The sequence below is a fragment of the Paenibacillus nitricinens genome, from assembly GCF_052056485.1.
GTDB lineage: Bacteria > Bacillota > Bacilli > Paenibacillales > Paenibacillaceae > Paenibacillus_AQ > Paenibacillus_AQ nitricinens.
The window spans coordinates 4,537,542-4,556,838 of the sequence record NZ_CP183948.1 but is presented as its reverse complement, the minus strand read 5'-3'; the positions used below and the strand labels follow the sequence as shown (position 1 = coordinate 4,556,838).

The 19,297-nt window shown below is 44.3% G+C and carries 18 protein-coding genes; 13 read left to right on the top strand and 5 right to left on the bottom strand.

Going from position 1 to position 19,297, the window contains the following annotated elements:
* Positions 1-140 precede the first annotated feature (140 nt).
* The 11 genes from ACN6KS_RS20240 to ACN6KS_RS20190 all read left to right on the top strand — a co-directional run bounded on the left by ACN6KS_RS20240 (position 141) and on the right by ACN6KS_RS20190 (position 10,423).
* Positions 141-659, top strand: coding sequence for a cell wall elongation regulator TseB-like domain-containing protein (locus ACN6KS_RS20240; RefSeq protein WP_094872560.1), 519 nt, complete (start codon positions 141-143; stop codon positions 657-659).
* Between the two features lie 405 nt (positions 660-1,064).
* Positions 1,065-1,607 (top strand): hypothetical protein, encoded by a 543-nt coding sequence (locus tag ACN6KS_RS20235; protein ID WP_094872562.1) that lies wholly within the window; start codon positions 1,065-1,067, stop codon positions 1,605-1,607.
* The gene (locus ACN6KS_RS20230) at positions 1,600-3,102 is read left to right on the top strand and encodes an AAA family ATPase (RefSeq protein ID WP_094872564.1); all 1,503 of its coding nucleotides are present in this window, start codon (positions 1,600-1,602) and stop codon (positions 3,100-3,102) included. The genes ACN6KS_RS20235 and ACN6KS_RS20230 overlap by 8 nt, the downstream gene beginning before the upstream one ends.
* A 133-nt stretch (positions 3,103-3,235) precedes the next feature.
* Entirely contained in the window at positions 3,236-4,108 is an 873-nt protein-coding gene (locus ACN6KS_RS20225) for a 3-hydroxyacyl-CoA dehydrogenase family protein (RefSeq protein ID WP_094872565.1), read from the top strand.
* Positions 4,105-5,313 (top strand): acetate/propionate family kinase, encoded by a 1,209-nt coding sequence (locus ACN6KS_RS20220; RefSeq protein WP_094872567.1) that lies wholly within the window; start codon positions 4,105-4,107, stop codon positions 5,311-5,313. Before ACN6KS_RS20225 ends, ACN6KS_RS20220 begins: the two co-directional genes overlap by 4 nt.
* A 21-nt stretch (positions 5,314-5,334) precedes the next feature.
* Entirely contained in the window at positions 5,335-6,633 is a 1,299-nt protein-coding gene (gene asnS / locus ACN6KS_RS20215) for an asparagine--tRNA ligase (protein ID WP_341135317.1), read from the top strand.
* Positions 6,634-6,656: 23 nt separating this feature from the next.
* Positions 6,657-7,406, top strand: a complete 750-nt coding sequence (locus tag ACN6KS_RS20210) for a DnaD domain-containing protein (protein WP_094872571.1) — start codon at positions 6,657-6,659, stop codon at positions 7,404-7,406.
* A gap of 148 nt (positions 7,407-7,554) precedes the next feature.
* Positions 7,555-8,088 carry an RNA polymerase sigma factor gene (locus ACN6KS_RS20205; RefSeq protein WP_094872572.1) on the top strand — a complete coding sequence of 178 codons (534 nt, stop codon included), beginning with the start codon at positions 7,555-7,557 and terminating at the stop codon, positions 8,086-8,088.
* The gene (locus ACN6KS_RS20200; RefSeq protein ID WP_440960371.1) at positions 8,085-8,573 is read left to right on the top strand and encodes a hypothetical protein; all 489 of its coding nucleotides are present in this window, start codon (positions 8,085-8,087) and stop codon (positions 8,571-8,573) included. Before ACN6KS_RS20205 ends, ACN6KS_RS20200 begins: the two co-directional genes overlap by 4 nt.
* Positions 8,574-8,591: 18 nt before the next feature.
* On the top strand, positions 8,592-9,695 hold the full coding sequence (locus ACN6KS_RS20195) for a hypothetical protein (protein ID WP_440960370.1): 1,104 nt from the start codon (positions 8,592-8,594) through the stop codon (positions 9,693-9,695).
* Positions 9,692-10,423: a hypothetical protein gene (locus ACN6KS_RS20190; protein ID WP_440960369.1), complete on the top strand. Its 732-nt coding sequence runs from the start codon at positions 9,692-9,694 to the stop codon at positions 10,421-10,423. Before ACN6KS_RS20195 ends, ACN6KS_RS20190 begins: the two co-directional genes overlap by 4 nt.
* A 79-nt stretch (positions 10,424-10,502) precedes the next feature.
* Here the strand turns inward: ACN6KS_RS20190 and proC are convergent, their stop codons facing one another.
* From proC to ACN6KS_RS20165, 5 genes are all read right to left on the bottom strand, one after another.
* Complete coding sequence (gene proC / locus ACN6KS_RS20185) at positions 10,503-11,372, bottom strand: pyrroline-5-carboxylate reductase (RefSeq protein WP_094872578.1); 870 nt, start codon at positions 11,370-11,372, stop codon at positions 10,503-10,505.
* Between the two features lie 49 nt (positions 11,373-11,421).
* Complete coding sequence (locus tag ACN6KS_RS20180; RefSeq protein ID WP_280786571.1) at positions 11,422-12,669, bottom strand: glutamate-5-semialdehyde dehydrogenase; 1,248 nt, start codon at positions 12,667-12,669, stop codon at positions 11,422-11,424.
* A 36-nt stretch (positions 12,670-12,705) separates the two neighbouring features.
* Positions 12,706-13,809 carry a glutamate 5-kinase gene (proB, locus tag ACN6KS_RS20175; RefSeq protein ID WP_094872581.1) on the bottom strand — a complete coding sequence of 368 codons (1,104 nt, stop codon included), beginning with the start codon at positions 13,807-13,809 and terminating at the stop codon, positions 12,706-12,708.
* Between the two features lie 612 nt (positions 13,810-14,421).
* Entirely contained in the window at positions 14,422-15,333 is a 912-nt protein-coding gene (locus ACN6KS_RS20170; RefSeq protein ID WP_076284590.1) for a LysR family transcriptional regulator, read from the bottom strand.
* Between the two features lie 189 nt (positions 15,334-15,522).
* The gene (locus ACN6KS_RS20165; RefSeq protein WP_440960368.1) at positions 15,523-16,872 is read right to left on the bottom strand and encodes an FAD-binding oxidoreductase; all 1,350 of its coding nucleotides are present in this window, start codon (positions 16,870-16,872) and stop codon (positions 15,523-15,525) included.
* Between the two features lie 258 nt (positions 16,873-17,130).
* Here ACN6KS_RS20165 and leuC point away from each other — a divergent pair, with 258 nt between their 5' ends.
* Together leuC and leuD are read left to right on the top strand one after the other, a co-directional pair.
* The gene (gene leuC, locus ACN6KS_RS20160) at positions 17,131-18,555 is read left to right on the top strand and encodes a 3-isopropylmalate dehydratase large subunit (RefSeq protein WP_440960367.1); all 1,425 of its coding nucleotides are present in this window, start codon (positions 17,131-17,133) and stop codon (positions 18,553-18,555) included.
* Positions 18,556-18,584: 29 nt separating this feature from the next.
* Positions 18,585-19,187, top strand: coding sequence for a 3-isopropylmalate dehydratase small subunit (gene leuD, locus ACN6KS_RS20155; RefSeq protein WP_094872585.1), 603 nt, complete (start codon positions 18,585-18,587; stop codon positions 19,185-19,187).
* Positions 19,188-19,297: the final 110 nt, after the last annotated feature.

Genomic DNA, 19,297 nt, shown 5'->3' with positions numbered 1-19,297 from the left:
TGTGACTTTCTGCAATTGCAAAGTTACAGCCTTTTGTGTTTCTGATCATTAGATCATTGAACGAGATATGAAACTTTGGATAAACACACGGGTGTGTTATATAATCAAAAAAGATATATTACTAGAAAGGGAGCTGTACCTTGAAGAAAAGGAAAAAATGGATCCTCCTGGGGTCAGTTCTGATTCTGCTCCTTCTGTTCGGACTCATCCAGTTCTATGCTTATATTATGAAAGATCAATGGAACGAGCGAGATATCGCTAAGGATGTCGCCAAAACCAGCGCGGGTCTAACAGAGGTAACTAAAGCACAGAAATCCGTGTGGGATGAAAATGCAGTCTACTGGGTCTTAACAGGGAAGAATGAATCCGGGACCGAGTTGATGGTTTGGGTACGCTTTACTGTAGATGGGAAGTTTGCCGAAGGCGCTGACGCAGTATTCGCCGAGGAACTAAGTAAAGGGACCTCTGAAGAAAAAATGCGTAGTCTTATAAAAGCCGATCTCCCGGATATTAGCATTGAACGGTTGTTACCGGGGGTGTATAACGGAGAGTATGCTTGGCAGCTTTTTTATAAACAAAGCGGTCGGTATTATTATCAATTTTATCGGTTCTCAGATGGGGCTCGAATGGGTGAAGGATACAGTTTACCTAGCCGCTAAGTTAAACAAAATTACTTTAGGAGAAACAAGCGGACTATTTATGGTTCGCTTGTTTTTATATAACATATTAGATTGATACACTAAAAGTATACGTTATGTGATATACTATAAGAGTAGTTTTTATATATTGTCGTCAAAGCCGCATACGAAAATAGGCCTGTTAATTAGAGATAAAGGCCTGTTTTTGTCGAAATAAATCAATATTTTTAATGAAATGGAAATATTTAAAAAATAAAATTTTAAATATATTCACACTTTTTATCATTTTCGTATATACACCTGTGATATACTACTGTTTGTAATTAGAAGAGTAATAGTAGAACGTTAGGCTCTGATGAGCATTAACGGCTGTGATTTTGGATCATCCTGTTTATCGTTTTGTCATCTTTGAGAGGAGGACGTTTCTTGAAATTACGTCTTGTACCTGTACTGATAACGTCTCTACTGTCCGCTACGCTATTATTCGGAGGATTCTTTTTATATCGTCAGTTTGCTTTACAGGAACCACTCCAAAAGATAGTATCAGGCTATGAAGGAGTGAATACTTCACATATTAGTATTAACCGTGATGAGGTCACTTTGAAACTTGAATTACAGCCGGGCACGAATTTACGTGATCTGGTATCGTATGTTTCCAAAGAAGGAAAATCAGTGATTGAGGGTCGTAAACTTAAACTGGATGTGGAGCAAAACTCCAGTGAATTATTGGATAATTACTGGGATAAAGCGTTGTTCTCTGTAGCTGAAGCGATGGAGAGCCGTAAATATACTCTTATACCTGCTGAACTTGATAGATTGAAAGAGCAGAATACCGACTATAAAGATGTGATAGCAACAACTGAAATCGACGACACAAACGTGTATGTAAGCTTGAGTAACGGGAAAGAAAGCAAATTTATAATTTTACCACGCAAACCTGCGACCTTGGGGGTATGGAATAATGCCTAAATACCTTAAAGAAATTTTAATCGGATTTATTCCTGTACTGTTTATTTTCATGGCTTTTTTAGGTATTAATATATTCCCTATAGTTATAGCAGCTGGGATGCTTACTGCACTACTTATCATTGCTCATTTACGTGGCGGGCTTACGGTGAACGCCGGTGCTGGAAAGAAACGCAAGAAGGAAGGACCTTCAAAACTCACTTTTGAAGAAATTGGTGGGCAAGACAATGCAAAGCAGGAGCTCCGTGAAGCACTCGATTTCTTGATCCGGCATGAGGAAATCAGTAAATTTGGGATTCGTCCTTTGAAAGGGATTCTGCTTACAGGCCCTCCAGGAACAGGTAAGACCCTTATGGCTAGAGCGGCAGCCCATTATACAAACTCAGTATTCGTAGCTGCATCAGGCAGTGAATTTGTGGAAATGTATGTGGGTGTCGGTGCTGGCCGTATTCGTGATTTGTTTAAGGATGCACGTACCCGTGCCGCTAAAGAGAACAAGCAAAGCGCTATTATTTTCATAGACGAAATTGATGTAATTGGCGGTAAGCGTGAAGGTGGGCAGCAGCGTGAATATGATCAGACCTTAAATCAGCTGCTGACTGAAATGGATGGTATTTATAATAATGAGACACCGCGTATTCTGTTGGTAGCTGCAACGAACCGCAAAGAGATGCTGGATTCGGCATTGCTACGTCCTGGACGGTTTGATCGTCATATTCAAGTGGACATGCCTGACAAGAAGGGCCGCAAATCGATTCTGGAATTGCATGCTAAGAATAAACCTCTTCATGAAGAAGTGAGTCTCGATAAAATCGCAGAAGAAGCCTATGGCTTTTCCGGTGCTCAGCTTGAAAGTGTCATGAATGAGGCTGCGATTTATATGATGCGTGAGGACTTGACGAAAGTTGAGCAGCGGCATCTGTCGATGGCAATTGACAAGGTAATGATGGGTGAAAAAACGGATCGAGAAACCAATCACGAAGAGAAAAAGCGGGTCGCCATTCATGAATTGGGACATGCCATTATGGCAGAGCTCCTACGTCCCGGAAGCGTCAGTCAGGTTACATTGACTCCACGTGGGCAAGCCCTTGGTTATGTTCGGCATAATCCTCAGCAAGAGCAGTATTTGTACACCAAAGATTATTTGGAAGATCAGATTATGATTGCACTTGGTGGAGCGGCGGCTGAAGAGATGTATTATGGCGGACGAAGCACAGGTTCGCGGGGTGACTTTGATCAGGCGCTGAATATTGTGGAAACGATGATGAAGTCAGGTTTAACTTCGCTGGGTATCGCCAAGCTGGAAATGGTTACCACTGAAGAGCTTATGAAGGAAAATAGTAAGATATTGGATGAATTGATGGTTCGTACTCATGAGCACCTTGAAAAGCAACGAAATGTATTTGATTACTCTCTTGACATTTTAATGAAGGAAGAAGTACTCTCTGGAGAGCAATTTCGATGTCAATTTCGTGACAGCGTCCTTTTACCAGCATAAATATTTATGCTGGTTATTTTTTTTTACTTTTCAGGCATGCTAAGATATCATTATATGTCGGGCTTTATAAATTTTTGCGACAGACAAGGTACAATACAAAAGTATAGATACCTGAAAGGATGGAGACTTTTTTATGAATTTCAAAAAAATAGGTGTCATCGGCGGTGGCACAATGGGACAAGGTATTGCTGAAATGTTAGCAGCCAAAGGCCTGGATGTATTGCTGGTGGAGAAAACCGCAGAGAAACTGGACTACTCTTACGAAATGATCGAGACAAGTCTAGATAAGCAACTGGAGAAATGGGCGATCACTCAAGCTGAGAAGAAGTTGATTCTTAGCCGCATTCAAAAAGTGACACATTTCGCGGAGCTTAGCTCTTGTGACATGGTTATCGAAACAATCGTTGAGGATTTGGAAGAAAAGAAAAAGATTTTGAATCAACTGGATCAAGTATGTCCAAACCACATTATTCTTGCCAGCAATACGTCAACACTTAGCTTGACTGAACTTGCAAGTTCTACAATGTATCCGGAACGCGTTATCGGTATGCATTTCATATATCCTGTAGCTAAAGTAGATCTTGTTGAAATTGTACGCGGTCTGAAAACCTCAGATGCTACTTTTGAAGATACAAAAGCCTTTGTTGATGAGATTGTTGAGAAAAAAGGTGTAATGATTTATGAATCCCCAGGATTTGTAACATCACGCCTCATTTGCTTGTTCATCAATGAAGCTATGCATGTGCTGCAAGAAGGCGTTGCCTCTGCACAGGATATTGACGATGCTATGCGTATTGGTTATCAATTCCAATATGGACCGCTTGAAATGGCTGACAGATTCGGCCTGGATTCGGTACTTGCTGCACTCGAAAATATGTTCCGTGAATACGGAGAACTGAAATACCGTCCTTCTACTATTCTTAAAAAGATGGTACGTGCAGGACAACTGGGTATGAAATCAGGAGAAGGCTTCTTCAAGTACGACAAGGATGGTGACCGTGTATGAATATTCTAGTTATTAACTCAGGTAGTTCTTCATTGAAATATCAGCTGTATAACATGACTGATGAATCGGTTTTGGCTAAAGGTCTGGTTGAACGTATTGGAATGGATTCCTCCATTCTGAATCATAAACCGACTGGCAAAGCGGAAGTGACAGAAGTAAGCGAAATTCTGGAACATAATACTGCAATCCGTAAAGTCATTGCCTGTCTTACAGACAAAGAGCATGGTGTTATTGAATCCATTAAAGAAATTGATGCTGTAGGTCACCGTGTAGTACATGGTGGTGAGTTCTTCAAGGCCTCCGCTCTTGTGGATGCTGACGCAAAAACGAAAATTCGTCAATTGTTTGACCTTGCACCACTGCATAACCCGGCAGCAATGATGGGGATTACGGCTTCTGAAGTAAATATGCCGGGTGTACCGCAGGTTGTTGTATTCGATACTGCATTCCACCAAACTATGCCTGAAAAAGCTTATATGTACGCTATTCCTAGAGTACTGTACAATAAATATAAAGTTCGTCGTTATGGCGCACACGGTACATCACACGACTTCGTAAGCAAGGCTGCTGCGGAGTACTTGGAGCGTCCGCTGGAAGATCTGAAGATCATTACTTGTCATATTGGTAACGGCGGTAGTGTAACTGCAGTTCAAGGTGGAGTGTCCGTGGATACTTCCATGGGTATGACCCCTCTGGAAGGTTTGATGATGGGTACTCGTAGTGGTGATCTTGACCCAGCAATTGTCCCTTACGTGATGAACAAGGAAGAATTGTCCGTAGGTGAAGTGAACTCCATGTTGAATAAACATAGTGGTCTCTTAGCCATTTCGGGCGTAAGCAGTGACATGCGTGATATTATTGATGGTATGGAAAAAGGTGAGCCTAATTCCACGCTAGCTTTTGAAATGTATGAGTACCGCTTGCGCAAGTATATCGGTTCATATACGGCTGCGATGAACGGTGTAGATGCGATCATATTTACTGCCGGTGTTGGTGAAAATGCTTCATTGCTTCGTGAGAAACTGCTAAATAACCTTACTTTCTTGGGTATTGAGTTGGATGCTGAAGCTAACAAAGTTCGTTCCGGCGATCCACGTCGTATCTCTACGGTAGATTCTAAGGTACAAGTGCTAGTAGTTCCGACAAACGAAGAACTTGTCATTGCACGTGATACACACCGTATTGTGCAAGGAATTAACGGCTAAATTAGAGGAGAGATTGAAGGCATGGCTAACAAGAGTGTAATTAAGAACGTGAATGAACATGTTGGAGAGAGTGTTGTTATCGGTTGTTGGGTAAACAACAAGCGCTCCAGTGGTAAAATTCAGTTCCTGCAGCTTCGTGATGGTACAGGTTATATTCAGGGAGTTGTAGTGAAATCTGAAGTACCTGAAGAGGTATGGGATGCAGCTAAGAGCCTCACACAAGAAAGTTCTTTGTATGTGACCGGAATTATTCGCGAGGAACCTCGCAGTCAATCAGGTTTTGAAATGACTGTAACTGGAATTGAAGTCCTGCATCTTACAGAGAATTATCCAATTACTCCGAAAGAGCATGGCGTAGATTTCTTGATGGATCACCGTCACCTCTGGCTACGTGCCTCGAAGCAACGGGCTGTTCTGGTAATTCGCGCGGAAATTATTCGTGCAATTCAACAGTTCTTCAACGAGAGTGGATTTACAAAGGTGGATCCTCCGATTCTGACGCCAACGTCAGCTGAAGGAACTACTAACTTGTTCCACACGAAGTACTTCGATGAGGATGCCTATCTAACACAAAGCGGACAGTTGTATATGGAAGCTGCGGCAATGGCCCTGGGCCGTGTCTATTCCTTTGGACCCACTTTCCGTGCGGAGAAATCAAAGACTCGCCGCCACTTAATCGAGTTCTGGATGATCGAGCCAGAAATGGCTTTTACAGATCACGAAGAAAGCTTGAAAGTTCAGGAAGAGTTCATTAGCTTCGTAGTGCAATCCGTATTGAAGAATTGCCGTGCAGAGTTGGAAACGGTAGGTCGCGATATTTCCAAACTGGAGAATATTAAAGCCCCATTCCCACGTATTACTTATGACGATGCAATTAAGTTCTTGAACGATAAAGGCTTTGAAGATATCGCTTGGGGCGATGATTTCGGTGCACCACACGAAACAGCAATCGCAGAAGCATACGATAAACCTGTATTTATCACTCATTACCCTGCTTCTTTCAAAGCGTTCTACATGAAGCCAGATCCAAATCGTCCGGAAGTCGTGCTGTGTGCGGATATGATCGCTCCAGAAGGCTACGGTGAGATTATTGGTGGTTCTCAGCGGATCGATGATCCTGCACTGCTTGAAGAGCGTTATAAAGAGCATAACTTGTCAATGGACTCTTACAAATGGTACATGGATCTGCGTACTTACGGATCAGTACCTCACTCTGGTTTTGGACTTGGACTTGAGCGTACTGTAGCATGGATCTGTGGTCTTGACCATGTACGTGAGACTATTCCATTCCCGCGTACACTGTACCGTCTCTACCCATAATTTATATTTAAAGGGGGACGTTCATGGACGGCAAAGGATGGAGTACCTGGGGCGAAGGCGTCTCCTTCGGTCTGGAGAACGGAATGGCCGTCATACCTTACGCATTACTGAAGTATTACCGGAAGCTCAATTTAAGCGGAAGTGAAGCGATGCTGCTGATACATCTGCTTTCTTTCAGGCAGGTGGAAGGGATTGATTTCCCTTCTCTTGAGGAGCTTCAGGTTGTAACAGGCCGTAGCATTTCTGTTCTAGCAGGAGAATTGCAGAAGCTTATGAAGGAAGGTTTTATTAGCATCGATGGAGACAACGATGAGCTAAGAGACATCCATTATGAACGCTACAATTTCTCAGGGTTATACGGAAAGCTTGGTGCTTATCTAGCGACAGTTGTTCAAGAACATGAGCAAGATAAGCACGCAGGTGGCTATGCAACGTCGGCACCGCGGGCTGCTTCAGGGGGCGGATTCGGAACGCCTCCCTCATCTCCTTCTCAACTTGGAGCTGAAGAGGAAAGCCGGAATCTGTTCAGTATTTTCGAAAAGGAATTCGGTCGTCCGTTATCTCCGATGGAGTGTGAGACGATATCTAGTTGGGTGGATCAAGACCGGTATCCCGAGGAGCTGATTCTGTTAGCACTGAAGGAATCTGTATTTGCTGGAAAGGTTCATTTCCGTTATATTGATCGAATATTGCTGGAATGGGCCCGTAACCGGGTCAAGAACGCTCAGGATGTTAAGGACTATACACAAAAGTTCCGCAATGGCGGAAGATAGATCATTTTGGAGAGAACTGTATTGCTTTAGCCCATCGCTAAAGTCAGTACGGTTCTTTTTAATTTTTTATAAAAAAAGTGCAGGGGTAGTTATAATTGAGAGCGTCTATTGCTGTGGGAAGGAGGGGAGAGTCATTGAAGATGAGTTATTGATCAAGCGAATTTGCCAAGGAGACGAAGAGGCCTTCCGCCAATTTGTGAATACATACAGTCAGCAAATATACAAAGTTACTTATTCTGTATTACGCGATGTCAGGATGGCTGAAGATGCTGCTCAGGAAGCTTTTTTACAGATGTACAAATCTCTCCCTGACTACCGTTATCAAGGCTTGAAGTCATGGATTACACGGATCGCCTTAAATAAGGCAATAGATGCTAAGCGTAAACGTGATCGACTCAGAGAACTACCCGTTGACTATGAGCTTGTACTGAGCCAGACCGCTTCCAACGAGGAGGATGTGTTGTCAGGTGTTATACGCCGTGATCGGATGGATCGGCTGCTTGGTGAAATCAATAGCCTGCCTGAAACTCATCGTGAAATTATGGTGGCTTATTATCTGGAACATAAAAAATATGATCAGATTGCTGCAGAGCAGGGAATTAGCCTGAAGACGGTAGAGTCCAGATTATATAGGGCAAGACAATGGATTCGAAATCATTGGAAGGAGGACGAATGGCTATGATGAAGCATGGAGACGATCCAATCCAACGGGAACAAGCAAAAGCTTATATTGAAGGTCATATGGAAGAGGCGATGAGAGAAGATTGGGAACAGTTACTGCTGGAAGATGAAGAAAGTCTTACTTCATATATGGAAATGTTGGATGAGCTACAAGAGGAACTGCCTTCATTGGAGAATTCGTCTGCTTTTACAGAGAGAATTATGGGAGCATGGGTTAAACCAATGGCGGAATCTTCAGCATTAGTGGAACAAGTGGCGGTTGAAGAAGGTGGACGGCGATATCGCTGGTATGAAAAAACAATCTTTCATTATGCTGTTGCCGCGTCACTTACGCTGTTGATCATGTCCTCTGGCATGTTTGATAAGCTGCACACAGGTCAAATGGAGCTTATGATCCCTAAAAAAGATAATTTACCGTCATTTAGCGAGCAAGTCATACAGGCAACTAGCGGATGGTTGGATCAGCTAATGGGCAACAGAAAGTGATGAGAGGAGAAATGAAACATGCAACAGCAGCGTAGTAAATTAAAGGCCTTTTTTCTTAATTTGATTCCTGGAGCAGGTCATTATTATATCGGAAAACGTCCACAAGGCATTGTTTATCTTCTGTTAAGCTTTGGCATCTTATTTATGTCATTCTTGATAGCTGTGGCTGAAGGCGCTGAGGATATTTTAATAATGGGTGTGATGGGGTTCCTACTTATTGGGACAGTTTCTATGGTGCATCTGGTGGTAAAAATGCTGCAAATGCCTGCTCCGGCGATGGCTCCAGATGGATCGAGGGTTGATTTTATTTCGGTGCCCGTTAAAACTGCGGATAATGAGCGTGTCCATGTAATCTTATTATCGTTCATTCCAGGATTAGGTCATTTTCATATGGGGCTGATGCAGCGAGGGTTATCCTTCCTCATTTCTTTCTTCGGTTTTATGACCGTGATGTTATTCCTGGCTGGAATTACGTCTAGTGACGCTTTTCTTCTCTTGTTTGGCGTATTACCCGTTATCTGGTTGTATTGCATGTTTGATGCGGTTCAGTTAATCCATCGCAAGCAAGCTGGAGAAGAGATGGTAGATCGGACTTTATTCGAAGAGATGGAGGCAGGTCGTGAGGAGGGGCGCCGCAGCAAAGTTTTGGCAACGCTGCTTTCTGCTTTTCCAGGTGCTGGACAAATGTATCTAGGGCTGCAAAAAAGAGGTTTACAGCTCATGCTGCTATTCCTGGGAAGTATTTATGTCATGGATCTACTGCGATTAACATTGCTCTTCTTCCTGATCCCAGTCATTTGGTTCTACAGTTTGTTCGATGGCTTACAGCTTGTCAGCCGACATGGTCGGGAGCCCTTGCAGGATAAGCCAGTTATCGAAGGATTCTTAAATCATCAAGGGTGGCTTGGAGCTGCATTGTTGTGTCTAGGACTGTATTACATTGTAGTGAATGTCGCAGTTCCTGCGCTTGATATCAAATTTCCTGAATGGCATTTGGAGTATATTGTCAATGAATATTTCAGGACATTTATCGTATCTGTGCTATTAATTGGCGGTGGTTTGAAGCTGATGGCGGGAAGCAAGAACAATAAAGGGAGAAAAGGGACAGGTGGTCATTCTTGAATAGCCCGACAGAATTACAGCAGGGAGTCATTGTTACAAGTGAGTATCCAGTCACTGAAGATAAATCAAGACGCTGGCGCGTAGGAACGTTGTCGATGGGACTGAGCCTTTTATTTCTGGGAGCACTAATAATGGTCTCGCAGTGGAGGGGCGCAGAAGTTTTCGAGACGACGTTAGCTTGGTGGCCGATCATTTTTATATTATTAGGCTTAGAAATTGTAATATACACTTTATGGTTTCGTGGAAAAGGAAAAATGTATTATGATGTGCTAAGCGTTCTGTTCGTAGGGTTTATAGCTGTATGTTGTTTGGTTTTTGCGGGATTTAGTTCTTTAGGATTAACACAGGAATTTCGCCGTACCATTTCAGCTGTGGAAGAAAGTTACGTCTTGCCAGATTGGAAAGGAGCCGTTCCAGAAGGCGTTAGTACCATCATTATTCAAGCTGCTGAGCCATATGGAATTAAAGTGGATCAAACGGGTGGAAACGTGCTGAATGTATTTGGAAGTTATTCTTCAAATAAAGGGAAGCTGCAAGAAGCACAAGAGCAACAGCTGCTTCAAACTAAGCATGTTGGGAATACGCTATACATCATTTTAGGGGAAACGCCTAGAGATCTGCTATTTGATAATTCTGGGAACAACCTTGACGTGACTGTTGGGGCTCCGGCTAATGTTAAAGTGATTGTTCGAGATACTTATGGAAATGTCGTATCGGGCAAATCATAGCCTTAACTTCAAAAAAAGATCGCTTCCTGACCAAGTTGGTCTGGGATGCGATCTTTTTTGAAAGATAAGGAATTTTAGGTTACGAATGCAGCTCTTTTTCAAGCGCCGCGCCCATTTCGCGGGAACGTTCGGCACATCGGTTGACTGCCGCAATGACAGTTTCAAAGAATTCTCCGTGCTCCAGCACTTCTATTGCTGCTTGTGTAGAGCCATTCGGGGATGTGACCTTCTTACGAAGTGCAGCTGGCTCCTCACCCGTTTGTTGTACCATTCTGGCAGCACCTAGCACTGTTTGGACAGTTAGCTGTGTGCTTTGTTCAAGCGGCAATCCACCACGGATACCTGCGGCGATCATTGCTTCCATCATGTAATAAATATAGGCAGGTCCACTGCCGGAGATACCTGTCAAGGTTTCCATGCGTTCTTCATCAATGACGGTTGTAAGTCCAACAGCTTCAAAGATGTTGAGTGCAAGGCGTCGGCCTTTCTCATCGACTTCTTTGGAGAAGGCTATGCCAGTGGCCCCGAGACCAATGGAACTGGAAGTATTCGGCATTGTACGGACGATAGGTTGCTCTTTGCCAAGCAGTCCTTGCATCGTTCGAATAGACAATCCAGCGATTACAGAGACTATGATCTGATCAGGAGAAAGAAGAGGACCTATTCCTCGTAGCGCTTCTGCAGCGTCTTTTGGTTTCATAGCTAACACGATTACTGGTGAATTCTTTAGATAATCTATTTTTTGCTCAGGATCATTTGTACCCATTACACCGTATCGGCTTCTTAATTCTGCCAGGCGTTCACTACTGCTGCGATTAAGCATAATAACATGATCGGATTTCACGATACTGCGGCTAATCATCCCGCGAACGATGGCTTCTGCCATGGAGCCTGCGCCATAAAATACAATATTATGATTCATAAGTGGAATGGAAGGTTGCTGACACATGGCTAAAATCCTCCTAAAAGTTGTGAGATTGAAAACAGAAGCGTGGACACTAACCCCGAATTTGACCTGTTCCGTAAATCTTATACTTAGTTGAAGTAAGGGCAGGCAGACCCATCGGTCCACGGGCATGTAGTTTCTGTGTACTAATGCCGATCTCTGCACCGAATCCAAATTCAAAGCCATCTGTGAAACGGGTTGAGGCATTGTGATAAACAGCCGCAGCATCAATTTCTTGTAAGAAGCGTGCAGCATTTCCTTGATCTTCTGTTACGATGCATTCCGAATGTTTTGTTCCATACTTAGCAACATGCAACATGGCTTCGTCCAAATTGCTGACAATTTTGATATTCAAGATATAATCGTTATATTCTGTGGCATAGTCTTCTAAGGTTGCAGGTAATGCCCATGGGACAAAGGATAATGTTTCCTGACAGCCACGCAATTCAACATTAACATCACGGAAAGCTTCGGCCAAAGAAAGCAGATACTCGTTTGCGTAATCCCGATGAACGAGCAGTGTCTCCATAGAATTACATACTGAAGGTCGCTGTGCTTTGGCATTCAAGCTTATGTTCTTTGCCATTTCTGGCAAGGCACTTGCATCGAGATAGGTATGGCAGATGCCTGCTCCCGTTTCAATGACGGGTACTGTTGCGTTAAGCACTACATTTTGAATAAGTGAGCTGCCTCCGCGTGGAATGATCACATCCAAAAGTCCGTTCAGCTTTAGCATTTCATCTACCGAAGAACGATTAGGGTCTTCAATCAGCTGAAGGGCATTAGGTGGCATTGAGGTCTCAGCAAGAGCGCTGTGCAGAACCTCGACAATCTTACGGTTGGAGGATAGGGCAGAGGAGCCACCGCGCAGCACTACGGCGTTGCCTGTCTTGAGACATAGACCAGCAGCATCTACAGTCACATTTGGACGTGCTTCATAGATAATGCCGATCACACCAAGCGGAACGCGAAGCTTCTGGATGCTAAGGCCGTTAGGGCGTTCTATGCTTTCTAGTGTATCACCGATAGGATCAGGTAATACTGCGATTTGTTGCAGACCTTCAGCAATGCCGTTAATTCGGCTTACATCTAACGCGAGACGGTCAAGCATGGACTCAGGGGTCCCGTTAAGTCTTCCTCGTTCCAGATCCTCCACGTTGGCTTCGATAATGGCGGGAGCTTCACGGCGTAGTGCATCAGCCATAATTAGGAGTGCTTCATTTTTTTGGCCAGTTGTTAGACTAGCTAATATTCCGGTGGTTTCTTTGGCTAATTTTGCTTTATTGACAACTTCACTCATGACGATTCCTCCTTAAATTTATATGGACAAGATTTCTTACCTCAGGGTAATCCATTCGTCACGGTGAATGACCTCCAGCCGGTGAACTTCGCCCAGCTTCGGTACAATCTGACCGCTTGGCAAACCTTGAATACTGCGCAGCTGAGCATCATCGTAATTCACAATCCCGCGTCCAAGTAATTTGGAGTCTGGACCTAGAACCTCTACAACATCACCTGCATGAAAGTTACCTTCGGTCTGCTTGACGCCGACAGGCAGCAGACTATGGCCGCCATGGAGCAGCGCTTCAACAGCTCCTTCGTCTATATACAGAGAGCCCAGTGGGGTGGACATGAAGCCAAGCCATTGCTTTTTGACTGGGAGTGACGATAACTTGGTTGCAAAATAAGTACCTCTACCAGTTCCAGCGGCCGCGAGCTGCAAATCTCCCGGTTCGGTAGCTCTCCCAACAAAGACAGGTACACCGCCTCGCGTAGCGATCTTGGCAGCATCGATTTTTGAACGCATGCCACCTGTTCCCACGCTAGATCCAGCACCACCAGCAATCGCGTAAATCTCCGGCGTAATATCATCTACGAACTGATAGCGAACAGCATCGGGATGTTTCCGAGGATCTCCACTATACAAGCCATCCATGTCAGTTAAGACGAGCAATCTAGACGCTTTTAGCAGGTTAGCCACAAGCGCGGACAACGTATCGTTATCGCCGAATTTCAACTCATCTACGGAGACGGTATCATTCTCGTTAAATACGGGCACCGCTCCTTGACGAAGCAGCTCTTCTACCGTCATCATAGCGTTGTTCATCGCTCTGCGACTACAAAAGTCGGTACGGGTTAGCAGGATTTGTGCTGTGGTTATTCCATGCTCGGCAAAAGCTTCCTGATACGCCTGCATGAGCAGTACTTGGCCTACAGCTGCTGCTGCTTGCTTCTCATGCAGCAGCTTCGGACGTGTAGGATAACCGATACTGCGAAAGCCTGCGGCTACAGCACCGGAGGTTACTAATAACACCTCGCAGCCGTTTCTCTTCAATTCGGCAATCTCTGAAGCAAAGAAGGACACGGCTTCGCGATTCAATCCGCCTTCCGTTCCAGTCAGTGAGCTGCTGCCTATTTTGACTACGATTCGTGCCGTCATATCTGTTCACTTCCTCAGTATTTTTATAGATGCTGAAAACGACAAAAAGCCCCCATCCTTAGACTTAGCAAAGGACGAAAGCTTGTAAACTTCCGCGGTACCACCTTCATTGATGAGGGATCATCCGACTTCATTCTCGTAACGGGAGGATCCGTCCTGCTTAGCACAGGCCGCTCGGGGGTAGGATTCGGAACGAAAACCGCGGTAAATTCTTTCAGCCTGTCGGAATTCACTCTCTAGGCGCGGTTTGACTCATTCTTACTGGTCCCGTCTGCACGTTTCACTTATTTTCAATAGAATACCATGGAGATGGTTGCTTTGCAAAGGAAAAACAAAGGAACTATTTCACCCATTAGAAAGCTTTGATTATTCTGTTTAACCTCTAAGCAAGGGGTCGGAATACTTATAATCTGTTGCCAAGAGGTGGATTTAATTGACGAAAGACAACAATCCTGAGCAGATGCAGAATCAAGACCTAAACGAAAAAGCAGAGATCCAGAATAGTGTGACTCGGGAATTTTTGGGATATCATACTGGGAATCCGAACAATAATAGGCCAGTTAATGAAAGTGCGGCTCGGGTGTCAGATGATCAGAACAGCCTTCCACGGGTCTATTCTTCGGTTAATTCAGATACCGTAGATTTAAAGGTTTCAACAAAAGCCTTAGCGGCTTTAGATAAATAACGTCCACGTCGATAGGCTACGACAAGTGTTCGGCTAGGGGCAGGATCAGTGAGCGGTAAGTAGACAGGGACGAATTCACTCCGCGGTGCACGGGCAATAAAATGAGGCACAAGAGTTACACCCATTCCAGTGGCGACCAGAGACTGAACTGTTTCCATGTTATTGCTCTCAAAAACAATTTTTGGCTCGAAGCCAGCGTTTCGGCAAAGATCCATAGTCATTTTACGGAAGCCTTGACCTTCTTTAAGTACGATAAATGGCTCGTCCTTTAGTTCTTCCAAAGAGGTCTTAGTTCCATCTAAGCTACGTTTAGCTAGCGGGTGTTCGGGTGGAACTGCAAGATCGATCCTTTCCTCACCCAGTTCTTCGTAAGCAAGAGCCGGGATTTCGAGCGGCAATGAGAGCAGACTTAAATCAGTCTGACCACTCGCAGTGAGCTTTTCTAGGTTCATGGAGGAGTCTTCGAGCAGTGTGATTTCTACTTCCGGGTAATTTTGTTTAAAAACCGGAAGCACATGCGGTAGTAAATGTGCACCAGTGATCGGCATACTGCCTACAACGACGCGCCCGGTACGCAGTTCAGAAATATCAGACATTTCTTGTCGCAGCAGTTCTACGCCATCAATGATGATTTGGGCTTGCTCTACAAATTTAGATCCAGCATAAGTCAGTTCAACAGAGCTGGTGTTTCGCTGGAACAGCATTACACCGAGCTCTTTTTCCAGCTTGGAAAGCTGCTGACTGAGTGATGGTTGGGCAATGTGCAGCTTGTCCGCTGCACGGGAGAAGTTTTTTTCGGCTGCGATCTGCAGTACATATTGTAGTTGTCTCAGTTCCATGTATAAACTCCTTTGGGAGATTGTTTTTACTTATAAGTATAACCTATGAAACTGGAGTTTTATATAGGTTCGAATGTAAGTTCGTGCACGAACGCACTGACCGGCAAATAGGAAGGTGTGGTTTACCAGTATCCGCTGGAGTCCTTTATGTTTGCCGGTCTAATTTCGATGCTACCCTATTACGTCTTACTATACTTTGCGGGCTGGAGAGATGCTTTGAGGGTTGTTAAATATATTTCCCGGGTCATATTTAGCTTTGACTCTCCGTAATCTAGGATAGTTCGCTCCATAATATACTGGTCCGGAATTTTTAATTCCCTGGTCTGGAACGTTGATGTAGCTCCCCGCGATAAATGGCTGCAGCTTCCGACGTGTATTTCGTACTAGGAATATATTTCTGGCAGCTTCCGATTTCTTGATCCATGAGCTATTCCACTCAACATAGAATTTCGCTTTACGCCAGTAAAAGGCTGTTGATTTGGGTGATTTACGGCTCACAGCTCCACCCCAGTTGAGGAAAAAGAAACCTGCGAACTCCCCCTCCACTTTTTCTAAGAATTCACGCATGGACTTAATTGCCTTGTCCGGGAAGGGTTTTCTTACGAAACCGCTGGAGAACTGGTTGCTGACTCTTTGAGTTAGCACTGGATCGGGCGCTAACATAAAACTCACTACTTTTGAATAGGGCAAAGAGCGGATGATTTGATTCGTAGGCGTTCCAATGCTCGTAATGGGCTTTAAGAGGCGGGAAGCCTCTGCTTTTGACCCGAGGAACAGCCCCGTCATAGTGACATTACCGCCTTTTTTCGGACCAATGGATAATTCACTGCCCAATTTGGTATTCACGGAAGGAGCCCAGAGTTGCCAAGCTTTGAATACCTTCTCGAACTGATTCCAAGGCCAGGTGATACGAAAAACGGTAGCCGAAGCTGGAGCTGGACGTACTTTGAATTTGTAACTGGTGTAAACTCCGAAATTACCCCCGCCACCTCCGCGAGAAGCCCAGAGAAGATCAGAGTTACTATTCTTATTGGCATGAATAATTCTCCCTTTGGCATCAACCATTTCGAGTCCGATTAGATTTTCACTAACAAGGCCCACGGTTCGCTGGAGCGGCCCGATACCCCCGCCTAGGGTGATGCCTCCGATTCCAACCGTAGGGCTATCGCCGAATGGAGCCATATATCCTCGCCCAGCAAGCGTGTGTGCAATTCTCCCCACTGTATTTCCGGTACCTACAACAACAGTTCCAGATTTTTTATTTAGTTTGATTTCCTTCATTTCACTCACATCGATGACAATTCCTCCGGTGATTTGTGAAAGATTAACCTCCAAAGAATGTCTGCCGCTTCTTGCACGGATGGGGACTTTATTCTCGTTAGCCCATTTTATGGCGTTCGCAACATCTTGTGTTTTTTGTGCGAAGACAAATACTTTCGGGAATTTGTCAGTATGCGGATCCCAATTCTTGCGTGCCGTTTCATACCCTTGATCACCTTTGAAAATAACTCGCCCGGTAAGTCTCGTTCCTGACTTCAATTGTTCCAACTCCTTCTGAGATAACAAATGCACTGCATTTCAACAACCAGGACCCGATATAGTATGAAGGACATTCGTCTAAGGGGTGGGCTGACTAGGTTCTCAGCTAAAAAATCGTCTTCAATCTTATAGGTTAAACCTATCAGTTCTATAGATATCATATCTTGGAATTATAAAGAGGGTGATGTTATATTTAGATCATTCAAGAGAGACTCCACGCTCTCTTCCAATGAACGATTCTATTAATGAGGTGAAATTATGAGCAACAAGACAATGTTTGAGAAGATTTGGGATAATCATGTTATTCATCAAGAGGAAGGTAAACCTAGCATTATTTATATCGATCTGCATTTGGTTCATGAAGTAACTTCTCCACAAGCTTTCGAAGGACTTCGCCTTAGTAATCGGAAGGTTCGCCGTCCTGAGCTGACTTTCGCTACAATGGATCACAACGTTCCTACCAAGGATCGTTTTAACATTAAAGATCCAATTTCCAAACAGCAAATTGATACACTTTCTAAAAACTGTGCTGATTTTGGTGTTAGATTGTTCGACCTGAATGATATCGATCAAGGCGTTGTACACGTAATGGGACCTGAGATCGGCTTGACGCATCCTGGTAAAACTATCGTTTGCGGCGACAGCCATACCTCCACACATGGAGCATTTGGTGCGCTGGCTTTTGGTATCGGAACTAGTGAAGTTGAACATGTAATGGCTACCCAATGTTTGCAGCAATCCAAAGCTAAGACTATGGAAGTTCGTTTCACAGGTAAACGCAATCCTGGTGTAACAGCAAAGGATATGATCCTTGGTGTTATTGCTAAGTATGGTACTGATTTTGCCACAGGTTATGTAATTGAGTACACAGGTGAAGCTATTCGTGAGCTGTCGATGGAAGAACGTATGACCGTCTGCAACATGTCGATCGAAGGCGGAGCAAGAGCAGGCTTGATCGCTCCTGACGAAACTACTTTTAACTATCTGCGTGGACGTCAATATGTGCCGCAAGGGGAAGCTTATGACGCTGCTGTTGAAGGATGGAAGAGTCTTGTTAGTGATGAAGGTGCTCTGTATGATACGGTAGTTGAATTCGATGTGGAGACATTGATTCCACAAGTGACTTGGGGCACTAGCCCGGGCATGGGTACAGATATCAACTCTAGCGTGCCAAATCCGGCTGACTTCACCACTGAAAATGAACGCAAAGCTGCTGAAAAAGCACTTGAATATATGGATTTGACTCCTGGAACACCTATTTCTGAAATTCCAATCGATTATGTATTTATCGGATCTTGTACTAACGGACGGATCGAGGATTTGAGAGCAGCAGCTGTGGTAGCAAAAGGCCATAAGGTCTCTGACAAGGTTACTGCCATTGTTGTTCCTGGATCTGGTCGTGTTAAAATGCAGGCCGAGAAGGAAGGGCTTGATAAAGTCTTTACTGACGCGGGTTTTGAATGGCGCGAAGCGGGATGCAGCATGTGCCTTGCAATGAACCCTGATGTACTGCAACCTGGGCAACGCTGTGCATCTACCTCGAACCGTAACTTTGAAGGACGGCAAGGCCGCGGTGGACGCACGCATCTGGTATCCCCAGCTATGGCTGCTGCAGCTGCGATAAAAGGCCGTTTCACTGATGTACGTGATTGGAACTATAAGACGGAAGCTGTCAGCTCATAGAACTAGAGAGAACACGGGAGGATAAAACTATGGATGCTTTTAAAAAATTAACAGGAATTGTTGCACCAGTAGATCGGGTGAATGTAGATACGGATGCAATTATCCCAAAGCAGTTCTTGAAACGGATTGAACGGACGGGATTTGGACAATTTTTGTTCTATGAATGGCGTTTTGATGAAGCGGGTAACGATAACGCAGCTTTTGAAATGAATAAACCACGCTATCAAGGTGCTTCTGTCTTGATTTCACGTGCTAACTTTGGATGCGGTTCTTCACGGGAGCATGCACCTTGGGCGATTATGGATTATGGGTTTAAAGTTGTCATTGCACCTTCCTATGCAGATATCTTCTACAATAACTGCTTTAAGAACGGCATTTTGCCAATCAAGCTATCGGAAGAGCAAGTGGATGAACTGTTCAACCGGACAGCACAGCACGATGGCTACCAGTTGACTGTAGATCTGGAGAGCAACACACTCCATGATGAATATGGACTGAGCATCAGCTTTGAGCTGGATGAGCACCGTCGACAGTTCTTGCTGCAAGGTCTGGATGATATCGGATTAACCCTTCAGCATGCAGATGAAATTGCTGCGTATGAAGAGCGTCATGCAGCTAAGTTATTCTCTTAATAATAGGATATAAGTGGTTTCATTCTTAAATTTTACAAAAATTACGCAAAACTTCTATTTCCGGGTGTCGGAAATAGAAGTTTTTTTGCTATAATCGAAATATTGATTGG

What these genes read in the sequence shown, in the direction of transcription:
- ACN6KS_RS20230 (WP_094872564.1), top strand. Translation starts at nt 1,600, where the DNA reads ATGCCTAAATACCTTAAAGAAATTTTAATCGGATTTATTCCTGTACTG.
- ACN6KS_RS20225 (WP_094872565.1), top strand. Translation starts at nt 3,236, where the DNA reads ATGAATTTCAAAAAAATAGGTGTCATCGGCGGTGGCACAATGGGACAA.
- ACN6KS_RS20220 (WP_094872567.1), top strand. Translation starts at nt 4,105, where the DNA reads ATGAATATTCTAGTTATTAACTCAGGTAGTTCTTCATTGAAATATCAG.
- asnS (WP_341135317.1), top strand. Translation starts at nt 5,335, where the DNA reads ATGGCTAACAAGAGTGTAATTAAGAACGTGAATGAACATGTTGGAGAG.
- ACN6KS_RS20210 (WP_094872571.1), top strand. Translation starts at nt 6,657, where the DNA reads ATGGACGGCAAAGGATGGAGTACCTGGGGCGAAGGCGTCTCCTTCGGT.
- ACN6KS_RS20200 (WP_440960371.1), top strand. Translation starts at nt 8,085, where the DNA reads ATGATGAAGCATGGAGACGATCCAATCCAACGGGAACAAGCAAAAGCT.
- ACN6KS_RS20195 (WP_440960370.1), top strand. Translation starts at nt 8,592, where the DNA reads ATGCAACAGCAGCGTAGTAAATTAAAGGCCTTTTTTCTTAATTTGATT.
- proC (WP_094872578.1), bottom strand. Translation starts at nt 11,372, where the DNA reads ATGTGTCAGCAACCTTCCATTCCACTTATGAATCATAATATTGTATTT.
- ACN6KS_RS20180 (WP_280786571.1), bottom strand. Translation starts at nt 12,669, where the DNA reads ATGAGTGAAGTTGTCAATAAAGCAAAATTAGCCAAAGAAACCACCGGA.
- proB (WP_094872581.1), bottom strand. Translation starts at nt 13,809, where the DNA reads ATGACGGCACGAATCGTAGTCAAAATAGGCAGCAGCTCACTGACTGGA.
- ACN6KS_RS20170 (WP_076284590.1), bottom strand. Translation starts at nt 15,333, where the DNA reads ATGGAACTGAGACAACTACAATATGTACTGCAGATCGCAGCCGAAAAA.
- leuC (WP_440960367.1), top strand. Translation starts at nt 17,131, where the DNA reads ATGAGCAACAAGACAATGTTTGAGAAGATTTGGGATAATCATGTTATT.
- leuD (WP_094872585.1), top strand. Translation starts at nt 18,585, where the DNA reads ATGGATGCTTTTAAAAAATTAACAGGAATTGTTGCACCAGTAGATCGG.